This window comes from Leptolyngbya sp. O-77 (assembly GCF_001548395.1).
In the GTDB taxonomy this organism is placed as follows: domain Bacteria; phylum Cyanobacteriota; class Cyanobacteriia; order Elainellales; family Elainellaceae; genus Thermoleptolyngbya.
In genome coordinates this window covers 1,091,318-1,107,877 of record NZ_AP017367.1, presented here as the reverse complement: position 1 = coordinate 1,107,877, position 16,560 = coordinate 1,091,318, and the positions used below count along the sequence as shown (strand labels likewise).

At 56.3% G+C, this 16,560-nt stretch carries 9 protein-coding genes; 5 read left to right on the top strand and 4 right to left on the bottom strand.

From position 1 onward, the window contains the following. Window positions 1-276 precede the first annotated feature (276 nt). Window positions 277-981 (bottom strand): hypothetical protein, encoded by a 705-nt coding sequence (locus tag O77CONTIG1_RS04715; RefSeq protein WP_156434939.1) that lies wholly within the window; start codon window positions 979-981, stop codon window positions 277-279. 531 nt (window positions 982-1,512) lie between these two features. Here O77CONTIG1_RS04715 and O77CONTIG1_RS04705 point away from each other — a divergent pair. The 5 genes from O77CONTIG1_RS04705 to bcsA all read left to right on the top strand — a co-directional run bounded on the left by O77CONTIG1_RS04705 (window position 1,513) and on the right by bcsA (window position 13,908). Continuing rightward, window positions 1,513-4,320 (top strand): hypothetical protein, encoded by a 2,808-nt coding sequence (locus O77CONTIG1_RS04705; RefSeq protein WP_156434937.1) that lies wholly within the window; start codon window positions 1,513-1,515, stop codon window positions 4,318-4,320. Window positions 4,321-4,581: 261 nt separating this feature from the next. Continuing rightward, window positions 4,582-6,906 carry a tetratricopeptide repeat protein gene (locus tag O77CONTIG1_RS04700; RefSeq protein WP_068508485.1) on the top strand — a complete coding sequence of 775 codons (2,325 nt, stop codon included), beginning with the start codon at window positions 4,582-4,584 and terminating at the stop codon, window positions 6,904-6,906. Between the two features lie 509 nt (window positions 6,907-7,415). After that, entirely contained in the window at window positions 7,416-8,717 is a 1,302-nt protein-coding gene (locus tag O77CONTIG1_RS04695; RefSeq protein WP_068508483.1) for a glycosyl hydrolase family 8, read from the top strand. A 41-nt stretch (window positions 8,718-8,758) separates the two neighbouring features. Further along, entirely contained in the window at window positions 8,759-11,311 is a 2,553-nt protein-coding gene (locus O77CONTIG1_RS04690; protein ID WP_068508480.1) for a cellulose biosynthesis cyclic di-GMP-binding regulatory protein BcsB, read from the top strand. 8 nt (window positions 11,312-11,319) lie between these two features. Further along, on the top strand, window positions 11,320-13,908 hold the full coding sequence (gene bcsA / locus O77CONTIG1_RS04685) for a UDP-forming cellulose synthase catalytic subunit (RefSeq protein ID WP_172799635.1): 2,589 nt from the start codon (window positions 11,320-11,322) through the stop codon (window positions 13,906-13,908). A 139-nt stretch (window positions 13,909-14,047) separates the two neighbouring features. Here bcsA and O77CONTIG1_RS04680 read toward each other — a convergent pair whose 3' ends face one another. The 3 genes from O77CONTIG1_RS04680 to ychF form a co-directional block, all read right to left on the bottom strand. Then, a complete protein-coding gene (locus tag O77CONTIG1_RS04680) occupies window positions 14,048-14,713 on the bottom strand; it encodes a DUF4439 domain-containing protein (protein WP_068508477.1) in 666 nt (221 codons plus the stop codon). 344 nt (window positions 14,714-15,057) lie between these two features. After that, window positions 15,058-15,270 carry a DUF2839 domain-containing protein gene (locus O77CONTIG1_RS04675; protein WP_068508474.1) on the bottom strand — a complete coding sequence of 71 codons (213 nt, stop codon included), beginning with the start codon at window positions 15,268-15,270 and terminating at the stop codon, window positions 15,058-15,060. A gap of 95 nt (window positions 15,271-15,365) precedes the next feature. After that, window positions 15,366-16,460: a redox-regulated ATPase YchF gene (ychF, locus tag O77CONTIG1_RS04670; RefSeq protein ID WP_068508472.1), complete on the bottom strand. Its 1,095-nt coding sequence runs from the start codon at window positions 16,458-16,460 to the stop codon at window positions 15,366-15,368. Between the last annotated feature and the right edge of the window lie 100 nt (window positions 16,461-16,560).

Below are 16,560 nucleotides of genomic sequence, written 5' to 3'. Positions count from 1 at the left end.
CTCTCCAGGAATTATAAAGCGCTGCAATCCTCTCGCTTCAATCCTCTGGAAAGATGGTTTCTGTCGTTTAATTCCCTTCTGGTAAGTCCCTTCTAGGAAGGGCTTAAGAAAACTCTGCTACAGCGTTTTTGAAGCTAGTGAGGCGCACGGATGGTCAATAAGCCCTTGCCTCGTGAGGGCAGCATGTGCCTCACCCCGCAAGAAAATGCTGTAGAGCCGAATTCAAACTCTAACTTGCCTAACTCGTCTAATGAGAACAACTCCAGGGTTGGCAATCTATCGCAGCATTTCGGCTGGCTTGAGCGGCGCAGTGGTTTTACGCCAGGAGGTGGGTTCCTGGGTTGCATTAGCCTGACTGGTGCGCGAGGCGGCTGTGCGCTTACTGCGACGAACTCCATCTGCGAGTCGAGAGGGTTGGGGTGGGGTGGTTTGTCCTGTGGGCAGGGCGATCGCCATCACCCGACTCGCTTGCAGATAAAGCTCACCGTCGGGCGTAAAGCGTGCCAGAGCAGCCTGGAGCGACGTATCCAGCTTTTCTACTTCTGCCTTAAAGTTTTCAGGTTGATTGACCGGATCAAAGGTTGCCAAAAATGTCACGTTGGCATCCGGAGTGAAGATCACATTCGCATCTTGCTGGCTCAATTGCCAGGCTTCCTGAAACTTTCCATCTGGCGCAATCTGCCACAGGTTTAGCTCCGCCTGCCAGTTTCCTTGTCCGACTTCAGCAATCTGACGATCCAGAATGGCGTAGGGAATATCGGTTTCGCTATTGGTTTCAGGGTTTGCGCCTTCGACCAAATATCGAACCGCAGAAACCGTGATTTTGGTCTTGCTGGGCAGGGAGGTCGTGCCCGAAACCGTATACGTACCACCGCCTTCGTCCTGGATTTCGCGAATAGATAAGTTAAGTGGGGTGCCGGAGTTGGTCAGACCACGCAAGTTCGCAGGGGCAGACGAGCAGCTTAGAGAGCCAACTGTCATAACCGAAATCAGCCCTAAGAGAACCAGTCTTTTGAAGATCAAATTCGTCGTTTGACAAGTTGTGTTGGACAGGGTTCGGGACATAGTGCTGAAGGCTATTTTTCGAGCTTGGTTTTGCGCTTGAATGAGAGCGATTTGGCTAGCTTGGCGTAGGAACGACAACATGAGAACCGATAAGGGGGGGTGAGAATGTTTAGGAATGGACAATTTTCAGGATCTGAACCGGATTCGTCGATGGGGACACTGTACAGTGGACGGGATGGGTTAACCGATGAACCAGATTTTGATTGACGATCGGTACAAGTCGAGTCTAAACATGAGTTGGGCGATCGCACGAAATCCACAAAGTTTGAACGTAAATCCGCCTCAAACTTCATCTAACCTACATACAGCGTTTTTGAAGCCAGTGAGGTACGCGGGCGGTCAGACCCCCCCCCCACCCGTTCAGGGCAGCGCGTATCCCACCACGCAAAAAATGCTGAAAGGTTGCCCCCAACCCTTAAAACCTTCATCATGATGCGGAAGTGATCCATGGCTTGGATATTAACCAGTTTGCTCAAGAGTATCTTGCTGAATAGCCGATCCACCTCCAGTTCTGCCCTGATCTGGCTAGGATTGGGACTCGTGCTTGCCAACACTGCCACCGCATCTGCCTCTGATGTGCCGGATCAGCCCCCCTCTGATTCAAACTTTCTGGCACAGAGCGCGACTCCAGAGATTCCGACTGACTCAGCCAGCGGTGGTGTCGCCCCTGAATCCGTAACGGTTAGCAAAAATTTATCCGAGGCTCTGCGTCCGGCGATCGCCCAACATCATCCACCTGCCGCGCCAATTGCTTCCAATGCCGATTCCAATACAGATAGCTCAAATCCTGAAATGACCCGTGCGATCGCAGCGGCCGAATCCGCAGCGGCACATGCCGCAGGGGTCTCAATCAACCCAAACGGTTTTAGCAGGATCGGGGCGGCTGTCGAACCTGCCCCCCCAGCGTCAGCCTCAACCATCTCTCCGGCTGCACCTTCAACCCTATCTTCAGGACTTCCGGGGGCGATCGCGGGTTCCTCTACTCCCTTCACGTTTTACCCCGTCACTCCGGGCGCTCCAGTCGGCGGTACGGCTGCCATCTCTCCAATGCCTGTCCAGATGACTGGGCAAATGCCCGGACTGGTTCCTGGAACCCCAAGTTCTCCCCTCCCAACCGCCTACGGCACACCACAGTCTGGAATGGCTGGTGCATTGCTCCAGGGCCAAAGCCCCAGTTCCTCGGCTCCCTTCGTGTTCTACATGCCAGCTCAGCCAGGTTATCCAGTCCAGCCTGTGCCCAGCGCTGGTAACGGCTTTAGTAATGGACTGGGCAACATTGCAGGCGGCCCAGCCACTTATCCAGCCACCGTCATCGGCTATCTGCCCAACGGCACGCCTGTCCCCGTCGTCGTGCAGATGCCCGTAGCAGGAGCAGGCTATGGCTACCCTAGCGGATCGGCCATCGGCTATGCCAATCCCTACGCACCTGTCTCGGTTTCCGGACAAGCCTTTCCTGGACAAGCCTTTCCCGGACAAGCTTTGAATCCAAATGCAAGCTTTGTCTTTCAACCGCCTATGCCCCAGGGCGCGGCTCTATCGATGCCCGGTGGAATGCCGGGATATGGCTACGGCGGTCAGCCACAGGCCAGCCCGATGGGCATCACACCCGGTGGGGTTCCCAGCATTCCTGGCTACGGCATGGCTCCGGGCTATGCCACACCCTACAGCGCTCCAGGCAGCGTTGCTACAGGGCAGCCCAACTATGGCTATATGGGGCAGACCAGCATAGGACAGCCCAGCTATGGCTATGGCGGATATGGCTATGGCAATGCAACCCAAAGTGGCATGAGCGCCAGCGCTCCAACCCTACCGATGGGCATGTCTGGGAGTGCGATGCAGTACCAAACTCCGGGGTGGCCGATGCCGACCTGGCAAGGGCCCGCCGCAGTCCCCACAATTCCACCGCTAGAGTTCGCGCCGCTGAGCGTCCCCGCTGCGCCTTCTAGAACCGGCAACCCCTCTACGCCGCTGCCGCCGCCGCCTTACCAAAGCCAGACCGTTCCTGCCGGGGGTGCAGCGCCAGTGGGCCCTGTGCTAGCACAGATTTTACCCCCTACCTTTGTGCCAAACACCCAGCCTATCCAGGCTGCGCCGCTGCCGACGCAAAATCCAGGCTTTGGCTTTCAGCAACCGGGGTTTCAGCAGCCAGGGATTCAAGCGATTCCTGTCGCACCACCGGGTACGGCGAATCAGCTTGCGCCCGTTCCCACTGCGCCTGTGTTGGGTCAGCCCTTTCCTGCGACGACTGGCCAGGAGTCGCTGCCAGGGCGACGCGAAGCCCTGACTCAACCCGTCCTGCAATTTCAAGCAGGGGCAATTTACCAGGCCGATGAGTTTTCGGCACGGGGACGGCTGAGCGGCATCTATCCGTTTTCTCCTAACTTTCTGGTGGGGGGGTCGCTGGATTTGGCGACGGGCGAGGCCTTCACCGATGACGATGGTCTGAACCTGAACGAGCTTTACATTGCGGCATCGCTACCGGACATTCCCAGTCTGCGCTTGGTAGCAGGGCAGATGGACTTGACCTCCTATTTTGACCGCAATAGCTTTGCCAAAGACTCGCTGACCCACTTCTTCAATCCCGTGTTTCAGACCAACCCGGCACTGGCGGCAGCGGCCATTGGTTCCCGTCCGGTATTTCTGCTGAACTGGAGCATTACTGATAACTTAGAAGCGAAGGTTGCGACCTTCTCCTCGGATCGGAGTATTGATGACTTCGCGCTGAATGCCTTTGCGGGCGAAATCGGGTTCCGAGTCGGCAATCTAATCCTGCGAGGAACGTACACCTCGTCGATCGACGGCGGTAAAAATGACGGCTTCCGCGAGTCGGGCAGCGCTTCACGAGGAGACGGCACGTTTGGGATCGACTCGGACGATCAGGAAAGTGCGTATGGCGTGAATGCTGAACTCTTTATTCCTGAACTCAATCTGGGTCTGTTTGGGCGCTATGGTCAGTATTACAACCGGGATCTGGATGAGTCGGGTGATACCTACAGCTTTGGGTTTAACTTGTTTGACCTGTTCCGCGATGGCGATCGCCTCGGTTTGGGATATGGTCAGGCACTTTCCAACGCGGGGCTACGTCAAAGTGCAGGGGCACGCCGCCCTGATGTGCTAGAGGTCTTCTATGATCTGCCTGTAGCCCGCAATATCCGTATGGGCTTTACCTTCCAGCAGCTCAATGAATTCTCAGAATCCGTTGCTGGCGTTCGTCTGCGGGCTGATTTTGATGTGCTGCCACGCGGCAGTTTCTAAGTCACCCTTGCTGAGTCCCCTTGGTTCGGTCTCCCTTGTTCGATTACACGGTTGAAGTGGAGTATCCAACGGGCGTAGTTGATCTGCGCCCGCCCAGGTTCCTCAGATTAGTCATCCAGAGCCATTAATTTTGGTTCAGATTAATTCTGGCCAGAGCATGATTTTGATGAGAGGCCGCCTGTTGAGGCAATCCGTAGAGGCGATCGCCCAAGGCGGAAACCCCATTATGAAAACCCCATTTTGAGGCAGATTGGCAGACTGATGAAACAGTTGCAAACACAAATCGGTTGTTTGGCTGGGCTGGCGCTGTTGAGCAGTTCTCTGCTGGGAACGCTGCCGCTAACCGCGCCACCCGCCCTGGCCCAAGCGGTTCCGTCGGAAGTGCGTCGGGGCTATACGCTGCTCAACCAGGGCTTGGTGGATCAGGCGATTCGCGTTTTTCAGCAAGTACTCCGCTCTGATTCGCAATCGCTGGAGGCGCAGTTGGGTCTGGCGATCGCCCTTCGGCGGGCAGGTCGCGATGCCGATGCGTTCAATGCCTATCGGCGCGTGCTGGAGCTTGATCCCAACAATCGGCTGGCGCTGCTGACGGTGGGCGTGCTGGGCGGATTTCGTCCCGAATGGCAGGCGCAGGGCATCGAAGCGCTAAACCGACTGCTGACCATCAACCCTAACGACAACGAAGCGCGGGCCCAGCGGGCGCTGTTGCTGGGCTATCAGGGGCGGTTTGCCGAGTCGCTGGCAGACTATGCCATTGTGCTGCAAAATAACCCAACGCCAGAAGCAGTGCTGGGTGCGGCAGAAATCCACGCCTACGCCGGAGAATATCAGCGCAGTCTGGACTTATTTAATCGCTATCGAGCGACGGGCCGGCCCATTCGGGGTGGACAGGCGATCGCCTATGCACTGGCCCTGCGGGAAACGGGTAGTGCGGGCCAGGCGGTAGAGGTGCTAGAGGCAGAACTGCGGCGATTCCCGCAGGGATCGCCTCGCGAATCGCGCACCCTCGACAGCACCACGATTCAAATCCGCTCGGCGCTAGCTTCGGCCTATGCGGCCAACGGCCAGGTGAATCAAGCCGCTTCCGTAATTACGCCGCTGCGGGGTCGTCAGGATTCTCGCCTGGCCCTGGCGCGGGCACTGAATGATATTGCCCGCTACAGCAACAGCCCTGCCTATGCTCAGGAGGCGATCGCCCTGTATCGAGAGGTGCTTCAGTCGCCACAGTTGACCGTGGGCATGGCACGAGAAATCGCAGACGTGCTGAGTGGCTATCCTTCGGAACAAGCCTTTGCCCTGGAAATTTATCGCCAACTGGCCCAGCAGCAGCCGACCGATGTAGGCTTGCAGGTGCAGGTGGCAGTTCTGGAACGACAAGTCGGGCTGATTACCAATCAAACCTTCCAACAGCGGCTCCAGACCTATTTTCAGCCGCTTCCTGCTGATCCGGCACAACTGAAGGCGATCGCCCAAGCCCTGATTCGGCTCGATTCTCCCGGCATTGAGCTACTGCCCTACTACCAGGCTTTGGTAAATTCTGGGGTCAACGAGCCGTTTCTGCATTTCCGCATTGCCCAAATCCACATCCGCCGGGGAGATTTAGCCTCTGCCCGCAGTGCGCTGGCGGCCTATTCTGCCACCTCGGCGGGTCAGCAAGACCCCTTCGCCATTCAACTGCTGCTGGCAGAAATCGACCGTCGCGAGGGCAATCCCGAAGCTGCCGCCCAGCGCTATCAGTCCATTCTGGTTAGCAATCCAGGCGATCGCGGCGTGGTCATCGGAGCGCTGCAAGGGTTAGCAGGCATCCGCCAGTCCCAAGGGCGCGCTGCCGAAGCACTAACCATTTACGATCAGATTGTCGCCCTCGACCCGACGGACTACGCCAAAGTGCTGGGGCGCACGAGCCTGGCCTATCAGGCGGGCTTCCTCGGTGTAGGCGAGGCCGAAGCCGTGCTGAATGCGTGGCTGGCCAGTCGCCCGCTGACCGATACGCCGCCAGAATTATACAGCCTGGCCGGAGCGCTGCCCGCCGCCCCGCAGCGAGAGCCGCTGTATAACGCGCTGCTCCAGGCAGACCCGGAAAATATCCCGGTGCGAATTCGCCAGCTCCAGGTCGTGTCAGTTCGCAATCCGCAGCTTGCTCAGGCGCAGATTCGCCAGATTATCGCCCGCGACCCAAACAACCTCGGCGCTTACTTTGTGCAGGCCCAGCTTGCTCAAGAGCAGGGCAATTTGGGGCTTTCGGCCCAGGCCTATGAGGAAATTTTGCGGCGATCGCCCGGCAATATCGATGCACTATCCGCCCTAGGCGGCGTTCGATTCCAGCAGCGTCGCTATAACTCGGCCTCAATGATTTACAGCGAGGTGCTAGCCATTCAGCCCAATAACCCGACAGCCCAAAGTGCGCTATTGGGATTAACCGCCGCTCAGGGCAATAAGCTCGAAGCGCTGGCGCAAATTGCAGCCATGCAGTCCCAAGCAGCGCAGATGGGCGGCATGAATCCAGTTCTCGTCCGCCAGGCCCAGCAAATCGAAGAAAGCTTCTTGCAGCAGCGTGGATTTCAGCCTTACTGGGAGCGTTTCTAAGGCTGGAAACCTGTCTAAAAAGTAACCCAATCCTCAACTCTCACTTCCTCAACACCGACTGTTTAGCAGACCCTTTCGATGCTCGATAGTCGGTGTTGTCTTTATGATTCGGTCTTCTTACCGAAGCGCTTTTCATTAATTTATACCGCTCTAGGATTGCCCCCATTCGGAATGTTTGGGCAAAGGCTAAGACTCCTATCTGGCAAAAGCCTTCAAGCCCAATAAACACAGGATTTTTACTGGATCTTAAGGCATTTTCGGACACTTCATCGCAGCAGCTAGGTTAGGGGAATGGCGATCGCCCAGCGAATTTGCAACCTGAATACAAATCTTTAGTCAAATATGAATCTTCAGTAAGGCGCGGCATTTTTCGTTGGATGTGCGGATGATTTTAGATTGTCATGGATAAAGAACCGTCTTATTTTTTCCTTGCTCAATCCTGTTGAGATTTTCTCTCTAAAAATTTCTGCTGAGACTTCCTGAAAAGAGCGCACTTTGAATGCTGGTCTATGCAATTCTTCCAATTCGCTGCCTCCAGCCTGAGACCGTGGGCGATCGCCCTAGTGCTAGTATTTGGCTCAACCCTGGCGGGCTGCAACAACTCCGGGCTATCCCAAAGTACACCACCCGATGCAACTGTCGTGTCCCAACCGGGCAACACTTCGGAGCCAACTCCAGCGGCGATCGCCTCCAAGCAACTCCTCCTCGCCGAAAGTTGGAGTGCCTACCGAGAAAGATTCATCCAGCAAGACGGCCGCGTCATCGACTGGGAAGCTGACGAGCGCACCACCTCCGAGGGGCAGGCCTACGCCATGCTCCGCGCCGTCTTTATAGATGACCCAGAAACCTTTGCTCAAACCCTGAACTGGGCTGAAGAAAACCTCCAGCGGTTAGATGCCAGCGGCAAACGCCGAGACAACCTCTGGGCCTGGAAGTGGGGAAAAGACGCAGACGGCAATTGGACGATTTTGGACGAGAATTTCGCCAGCGATGCCGATATCGACGCGGTGACCGCCCTCATTCTCGCAGCCCGCCGCTGGAACCGTCCGGATTATCTCCAGCTAGCGCGTATAAAGCTGAGAGATCTTTGGACTCTCTCCACTGTGGCTGTCCCCCTCCACTCCGCCCGTTCCTCCAATTCTCAGCCAGCCCGCGAGCAGCGCTATCTGCTGCCAGGGCCCAAGGAAGCGTTTCAGCCTCAGCCAGACCTGCTCCACCTCAATCCCTCCTACCTCGCGCCCTACGCCTTTCGCCTGTTTGCCCAAGTCGATGGCGATCGCAACTGGATGAGCCTGGTAGACAGCAGCTACAAAATCCTGCGCGAATCCTCCCAGCTTTCTTCCGCCAAGCTACCCAGCGATTGGGTCGCTCTCAACACCACCACCGGCAGCTACATCCCCCTACGTCCACCCAGCCCAATCCGTAGCATCTACGGATTCGACGCATATCGGGTCTGGTGGCGCGTTGGAATTGATGCCCAGTGGTTTAACGAACCTGCCGCCTGGGAATACTTGCAGCAGCACTTGCCGTCGCTGGAATCCAAATGGAAAACCCAGCAAAAGATTCCAGCACAGATTGACCTACAAGGTCAGCCCCTTGTGCCTTACGAATCTACATCCCAATACGGCATGTTGTTTGCGGCATTTCAATTAACCAACCCTCAAATTGCTGAGCAAATTTATCAGCAAAAAATTCTTCCTGTTTATCAAAACGGCTTTTGGGATAACAACTCTGCATACTACGCACAAAATCTGGCTTGGTTTGGGCTACTTGCATCTACTGATGTGGCTGTGAATTGGCTTCAGCCTTAGACCGCCCCGTAAACCCCCTTTACTAGTAGAGAGACAGGTCTATGTTTCGTTCGCTGCGTCAATGGTTCCTTACGTTTAATCGAGACCACTCACCCAACGCCTCTCCCGCTGGTCGGACACGCCGGAAGCGTGTCAAACGAAACCAAACCCTGGCAATTCTGCTCATTCTCTTGGGTCTAGGAGCGGGCCTGAGCCTGCTGCCCGGTGCCTCCGCGCAAACCAGCGTGCAGCAGCGAGAAAATACGCTGATCCGAGAATTGTCCTTGCCCAATCGGCCAGCCTCTCCGCCAAACTTTCAGCCTGCACCCCGCCCTGCCCCTGCCGTGCGCCGGGCCGCGCCTGCCCAGCCGCCCAGCCAGCCATCTCGCCCGGCCGCTCGTCCTGCGGCCCCGGCCAGCCCAGCCCGGCCAGCCGCCAACCCCCAGCCAGCGAACCCGCCCGCTGCCACCGCATCGCCCGCTGCGCCCAAGCCAGAACCCACCTACCAGCATGTGATTGAGTTCAATCGCAGCCCGGTGGTGGGCAATCGCCTCCGCATGGAAGGCGTGTACCCAACGGCTCGGCTTGGGTTTAACCGTCCCCGTCAGTGGGATGTCAAAACTGCCAAGCTCGTACTGCGGTTCCAGCATTCTCCATCGCTGCTGTCCGATCGCTCAAGCCTAACGGTTCGGGTGAATGATACCAGCGTGGGCAGCGTGCCGCTCAATCGTCCCAATTCTCAGATTGGTCAGGTGGTCTTCGAGATCCCGTCTAATCTAATTCAGGACTACAACGAAATTTCGATTCTGGCAGAACAGCAAACGAATGAAGATTGTACGGTTGCCACCGATCCAACCCTGTGGACCGAGATTCTGCCTGATTCCAAGGTCATTCTGGACTACGCGCTAGAGTCTGTGCCGCTAGATTTTAGCCGCTATCCGTTCCCCTTCATTGACACCCTCAGTCTCGATACCAATCAGATCACGTATCTCCGGCCCCGCGCTTATAGCGACACCTGGCTGAATGCAGCAGCCATCTTTCAGGCTGAGGCGGGGCGACTCGTGGACTTTCGCCCGCTCAACACTCGGCTGGTGGGCAGTTTGGATAACCTCCAGTGGAACGATCGCGTCGTCATTCTGGGCACGCCAGCAGAGCAGCCTGTTCTGTCAGAATTATCGCTGCCGCTGCCGATTCGCAACGGTCAGCTGTTGGACGGCAACAACACGCCGCTGCCCGGCGATACAGGCGTTTTAATGTTGACCACATTGGAAGACAACGGTTTACCCGTTCTTGTCGCAACGGGAAATTCAGCAGCGGGTGTGCAAAAGGCGGTGCAGTTCCTGGTGCAAACCAAAGAAGCGCAGATTGGTACGGGGCAGGTGTTGACCGTGACCAATCTGGTCGCTGAGCCGTCGCCTCCGCCCCGCGAGTGGCCGGGCTATCTGCCCACGCGCAATAGCTTTACCCTGCGTGATTTAACCACGCTCGGCGGACAAAACTTTGAAGACATTACGGTGCATGGCACGAATGCACCACCGATTGAAATTCCGTTCCGGGCGCTGCCCGATGACCGCTTTTCGCGGGGCAGCCGCATGAGGGTGGACTATAGCTATAGCGCTCAGGTTGATCCACGCACTTCGACGGTGGAAGTGCGCTTGGATGATGTAACGATTGGCTCTAAGCGGCTGAATTCTGCGAGAGGGGGTCGCGATTCGCTGGATGTAGATTTGCCCGCAGAGCTGATTCAGCCAGATTCGCAGTTGAATGTGGTGTTTAACTTAAATCCGCGCTCTGCTGAGGTCTGTGGACTGTCTAAAGATCAGTCCCTCTGGGGAACGCTGCATGGCGATACAGACTTTAACCTGAAGCGAGACATCTTTACCCGGATGCCCGATTTGAGGCTGCTGCAAGCTGGTTATCCGTTTACTGCGCCGCAGGATTTGTCGGAAACGGCTTTTGTGATGCCAAGTGCGCCACGCGATGCAGATGTGCGAACCATGCTGGCGGTGAGTGAGCGACTGGGTCGGCTGAGTCGTGCCCCTTCGGTGAACTTGCAAGTTTATACAGGCGGCAATCTGCCTGCTGAGGCGCGGGGTATGAACTTGGTGGGAATTGGGACGCGCGATCGCTTTCCATTACCGGAAGTGATGGAGTCTGGTGGTTTTGAACTCCGCAACCTGTTCTCGCGGGGCTGGCGCGGCAGTCGTGTACAGGCTTTGCCGGATGGCCAGGGTGTGGTGAAGCTGATGGTGTCGCCGAATAATGGCGATCGCGCTGTGCTAGCCATCACTGGCCAAAGCGAACAGGGCTTGACCGATGCAGCCGAGGTCTTCAAGCGCGATCCGCTGTTCTCGCAGTTAAATGGCGACACGGTGCTGATCAGCCGCAACAAGCCTAACCCGTCGCCCAACGATCCCTATGCCTACAAGCTCGATATCTTGCGGGAGGAACCGCTCCAGCAGGTGCAAAAAACTGGATTCTTGAGCCGAATCTCCATCTTTATTCAGGACAACTGGTTTCTGCTGCCAACGGGCATGCTGTTAATCTCGCTGCTGCTGTATGGCATTTCTCAGCTCTACGTTAACCGGCTTGCCAAGTCAGGAGAGGTAAAATGACGAGTTCTATGTCTCAAGCTCCTGTCGAACCCGCCTCTCGTCAGCAGCCGTGGATCGCACGGTGGCTGCTGCGCCTGCCGAATTGGTTTGATCGCTTTTTTCCAAAGGCACGCAGCACGCATCTCTTTTGGCTGGTCATTGGTCTGATGGTGCTGTCTGTGCCGCTGATCGTCACACCGCTGAAGATCTGGCAGCAGGGCATTGTGGCAGTAATTCTGATTTTGCTGGGCTGGTCCGTGGTGAAGCTGGAGCAGTGGCAAACCCAGCGCCAGTCGAGCGAATATCTGCATCTGTTCCTAGCGTGGCTGAGTATTGTCACGACGATGCGGTATCTCTATTACCGCACCAGCTACACGCTCAACCTGGATGGCTGGCTGAATGCAACCTTCAGTATCGTGCTGTTTATGGCGGAGCTATATGCGATCGCCACGCTGTTTCTGTCCTATTTTCAAACGCTGAAATTGCGCGATCGCCAGCCCGTCGATCTGTCCGGCATTCCCCAGAGTCAGTGGTTCAACGTTGACATCTACATTCCTACGTACAACGAGGATGTCGAGATCGTCCGCAAAACCGCCCTCGCGGCACTGGCAATAGACTATCCCGAAGAGAAAAAGCGAGTCTATGTGCTAGACGACGGGCGAAAATTCCCCGATCGCCGTGAAAAGCTGCGCCGCATGTGCGAAGAAATCGGCTGCACCATGCTAACGCGCGACAACAACGACCACGCCAAAGCGGGCAACATCAACACTGCCATGCGCCGCACGCGAGGCGATCTGGTGCTGATTTTGGACTGTGACCACATCCCATCACGACAATTTCTTCAGGAAACGGTCGGCTTCTTCTACAACGCCAAAGTCGCGCTAGTGCAAACACCGCACTGGTTCTACAACCCAGACCCCTTTGAACGCAACCTGTTGACCCAGGGGCGCGTCCCCGTCGGCAACGAGCTGTTCTACAAAGTGGTGCAAAAGGGCAACGACTTTTGGAACGCCACCTTCTTCTGCGGCTCTGCGGCAGTGATTCGGCGCGACTACGTGCTGCGGATCGGCGGCATCGCGGTGGAAACCGTGACCGAAGACTGCCACACCTCACTGCGGCTGCACTCTCTGGGCTATGAGTCGGTCTACTACGACAAAATTATGGTTGCAGGTCTGGCACCAGAGAAGTTCTCCTCCTATGTAGGGCAGCAGGTGCGCTGGGCACGAGGCATGGCGCAGATCCTGCGGCTAGAAAATCCACTGTTTAACCGCAAGCTCAAGCTAACGCTGCCGCAGCGGTTGTGCTACACCTCTGCTACCACCCACTTCTTCTTTGGGTTTCCGCGCATTATGTACGCGCTGTCGCCAGTGCTTTACCTGCTGTTCGGCATTAACCTGATTCGCGGTCTGGGCGTAGAAACGCTGGTTTATGCGCTGCCTCATATCGCTCTGGCGCTCAATGCCAACTACATCACCGCCAAAGAGGTTCGCTTTTCGTTCTGGAACGAAGTGTTTGAATACGCGATGGCATTTCAGGATGGCATTGTGACCTTTATGGCGCTGATTAACCCCAAGCTGGGCAGCTTCAACGTGACCGACAAGGGCGTGAAAGTGACGAAGCGAAGCTTCGACTACGAATCCTCAAAAGCATCCCTGATTGTGGTGTCGCTCCTGGTGTTGTCACTGCTAGCGGTGCCATTCTGGCTGGTGCTTCAGCCGGAAGCAAAAGAAGCAGTCATTATCAACGCCGCCTGGTGCATATTTAACCTGATCTTGCTGGTAGCAGCGCTGCTGGTGGCCTACGAACAGCCACAGTTGCGTCGGGCACACCGTCTGGAACGCAAGCTGGGTGCGGTGATTTATGGCAACAACAACGAAACCCTGTCTGGCAAGACGCTGGATGTCAGCGAGAACGGGGCGCGGATTGTGCTGGATAGCTGGCCGAACCTGCCCGATGCGGTTGAAATTGAACTCATTGGCGACTTTGGTAAGCGGGCATTTTTGGAGGCGCGAGTGATTCGAGTCGATCCAATTAGCGAAGACCAAGTTGTCGTAGCAGTGGACTTTGTGAACCTGTCGCAGTCCCAAAATGATGCGCTGGTGTTGGTGCTGTATTCCGACGTAGAGGAATGGTACGCACAGAAGCGGACTGAGATCGATCGCCCGTTCCAATCACTGGCGTTTTTGGCGACGGGCTTGCTGCGGGCCTTCCGCGATCCAAAACCCGCCATGCCCACCGAAATCCGTAAACAAATCCATGCTGCCGCCCAGATTTATTGGGAAGGGCAGTTTTATCCTGGCATTGCCAAGGAGATTAGTTCGCGCAGCTTGCGGATTGAAATGGACGGCAACCTGCTGCCCAACATCGAGATGTTGCAGCAAGCTCAGCCACCTGTGGGTTTGCTGCTGAGCCAGCACACGACAGATGACAATCCGAAGCGTCTGGTGGGGCAGATCGAAGACGTGCGGGTTTCCAATGCCCAGTCATCTGACGGCGTGGTGTTTTTGGTGAATCGCTCGGCAGGCGGCGTGACGGCGGATGTCGAGGTCTCGTTCCCTGCACACCTGGATGCACGGCAAGGCTCAAAGATTCGCCAACTGCTGCGCGATTTGGAGTAAGCGTTCTTGCATGGAGTCTGACTAGAATTTGGGTCTTGAGAAACTAGCAGAGTCCACAAGTTGAAAAACAGGAAATGCGCTCCGGAGCAGTTCGGAGCGCATTTTTTCGGAGCGCATTTTTTTGGGGATATCAACCTACCTAGACTTTTAAAACCCAGGCGTTTCGGGTTTCGGCACTGACAAAGGAAGCGGGGACGGGCTGGATGTCTACGCCGAGAGATTGAATCGCCGCCCGAATCAGGGTCGCGTGGCTGGCTTCGGTCGAGCCGATGCTGGCTCCAGCAGTGATTAGCGCGGGCGTCTTGAGCATGGCGATTTCCTGGCTATAGGCGATCGCCGCGTCGGTTTCCAGTGCCAGCGCCAGTTTTGCAATATTCACGTCCGAATCCAAGTTTCCTTCGCCCCGTTGAAGATAGGAGGACAAATCGTAGCTGGCTTCTGCCTGAACGGGCGTGCCGCCCAGACTGCGGATGACATTTGCCAAAGCATCGCGGTGCTGCATGTGATCCGCCTGGTTCGCTAGGGCGATCGCCTTCACCGCATTGCCCACCTCAGAGTTGGTCAGCCTGCCAGCGGCCGCGCTGTAGGCCCAGATGGCAGCGTGTTCATAAAACAGGGCTTTGTTGAGGATCTCAATATCATTGAGGCGATCGCTCTCCGTCGAAGCATCGGCCGTTCCGGCAATGAGCGGCACGCTCAGCACACTCGCCGCACCCACCACAGCTCCGCCTGTCAGCATTTGGCGACGAGACAAGCCCTGCGCCCGTCGAGCGCGACCCAGCCATTCAGATTTGCGTCGGTTCATTGTCAGCGTTCTCCTACAAAAGTTCTGCGAAAAGGGCAAGACAAAGCAGACGACCTGTGCTGGCTCAGCCCTTGTCAACTCTGTGCTAAACGCTGCACCAGAGTTGACAGTTCTGAAACTTGCTCAAATCGCCAGATAGCTCCAGTTCAGCCGACACGCTAACCCTCTGGAGCGCTTCTTCAAGCGCTCGTTAGGTCGCTAAAGAGGTGAACTGCGCCCGTCTAGAGGAATATACGGACATGCCTCCACGCTGGATTTTTATAGGCGAAAAGTTTTTGAGAAAAAAGGTCACGTGCCAACCTAGCAAGGTCGCCCCTAGGGCGATCGCCCTGCCAACCAGTTCCTTAGTTCAATTCCCACCAGCCCAAGCTAGGGCCGACGAACCGCACCACGACCCAATACACCACCAACAGCGCGATCCCAATCCATGCACCGCGCGTTGTGATTTGCGAAAACAGTCTTGCCTGACTGGGCTTGATGGGGATACCCGGCAGAATATTATCTTCTTGCCCGTATTTCTCGCCCAGAGATTCCTTGCGTCGCTTCGAGTCTCCCATTGCGCTTTCCCTCATCAAAACCAAATATCAAAATTAAAGACTTCAGTCACGGGGCCTATAAAGCTGATTCACCGTTCCCAAGCTGCACATTAGAACTACACGTTAAAGCGGAATAGCATGACATCCCCTTCCTGCACCAAATATTCCTTGCCCTCGCTGCGAACCAATCCCTTTTCCTTTGCCGCCGCCATAGAACCTGTGGCTACCAAGTCATCATAGGCCACCGTTTCTGCACGGATAAAGCCCCGCTCGAAGTCAGTATGAATCACCCCCGCCGCCTGGGGAGCCAGCATTCCAGCGCGAATCGTCCAGGCGCGAGTTTCTTTTGGCCCCGTGGTGAAATAGGTTCGCAATCCTAACAGGTCGTAAGTTGCGCGAATCAGGGATTTCAGCCCGCCTTCTTGCACACCCAGCGATTCTAGAAAATCAGCACGTTCTTCTTCCGATAGCTCGATGAGTTCCGATTCAACCTGGGCTGACACGACAACGACTTGGGCGTTTTCCGCAGCGGCGATCGCCCGCACCTGTTCTACCCACTCATTGCCCGTCGCCAGGTCATCTTCCGACACGTTTGCTGCGTAGATCACGGGCTTGCGCGTCAATAGCCCCAGCGGTTTAATGATCGCCTCCTCCTCGTCCGTCAATTCCACCAGTCGCGCTGACTTGCCCTCGTTCAGCACCACCAGCAGCTTGTCTAACACGGCCAACTCTGCCTGAGCATCTTTGCTGGTTTTTGCCTGCTTACGAGTGCGATCGGCCCGCTTTTCGAGCTGCGACAAATCCGCCAGCGCCAGCTCCAGGTTAATCACTTCGATATCTCGCACCGGATCGACCGAGCCGGCAACATGAATAATGTCGTCGTTTTCAAAACAGCGCACCACATGGACGATCGCATCCACCTCGCGGATATTCGCCAAAAACTGGTTGCCCAAGCCTTCACCTTTGCTGGCCCCTTTCACCAGACCAGCAATGTCTACAAACTCTACCCGCGCCCGGAATGATTTCGGGCAGAGTTGGAAATCTTGGCCAGCACTGCCAGCCGCTCGTCGGGGCACAGCGACGACCCCCGTATTGGGTTCGATGGTGCAAAAGGGAAAGTTGGCCGCCTGCGCTTTGGCATTGGCCACCACCGCATTGAAGAGGGTCGATTTGCCCACGTTGGGCAGTCCGACAATTCCAGCTTGAAGCATAGAGTGATTGGGTAAAGGAGGAGAGATGAGCAGGCAGATCTGGGCGCTGGGGCGCGGCGATCGCCAACGGCCGCGTGTTGCGGGAAGCTGACCCTTTATC

Bases quoted from the DNA above. Each gene is read 5' to 3' on its own strand.
- ychF (WP_068508472.1), bottom strand. From the start codon at position 16,460: ATGCTTCAAGCTGGAATTGTCGGACTGCCCAACGTGGGCAAATCGACC.
- O77CONTIG1_RS04705 (WP_156434937.1), top strand. From the start codon at position 1,513: ATGGCTTGGATATTAACCAGTTTGCTCAAGAGTATCTTGCTGAATAGC.
- O77CONTIG1_RS04700 (WP_068508485.1), top strand. From the start codon at position 4,582: ATGAAACAGTTGCAAACACAAATCGGTTGTTTGGCTGGGCTGGCGCTG.
- O77CONTIG1_RS04715 (WP_156434939.1), bottom strand. From the start codon at position 981: ATGACAGTTGGCTCTCTAAGCTGCTCGTCTGCCCCTGCGAACTTGCGT.
- O77CONTIG1_RS04680 (WP_068508477.1), bottom strand. From the start codon at position 14,713: ATGAACCGACGCAAATCTGAATGGCTGGGTCGCGCTCGACGGGCGCAG.
- O77CONTIG1_RS04675 (WP_068508474.1), bottom strand. From the start codon at position 15,270: ATGGGAGACTCGAAGCGACGCAAGGAATCTCTGGGCGAGAAATACGGG.
- O77CONTIG1_RS04695 (WP_068508483.1), top strand. From the start codon at position 7,416: ATGCAATTCTTCCAATTCGCTGCCTCCAGCCTGAGACCGTGGGCGATC.
- bcsA (WP_172799635.1), top strand. From the start codon at position 11,320: ATGTCTCAAGCTCCTGTCGAACCCGCCTCTCGTCAGCAGCCGTGGATC.
- O77CONTIG1_RS04690 (WP_068508480.1), top strand. From the start codon at position 8,759: ATGTTTCGTTCGCTGCGTCAATGGTTCCTTACGTTTAATCGAGACCAC.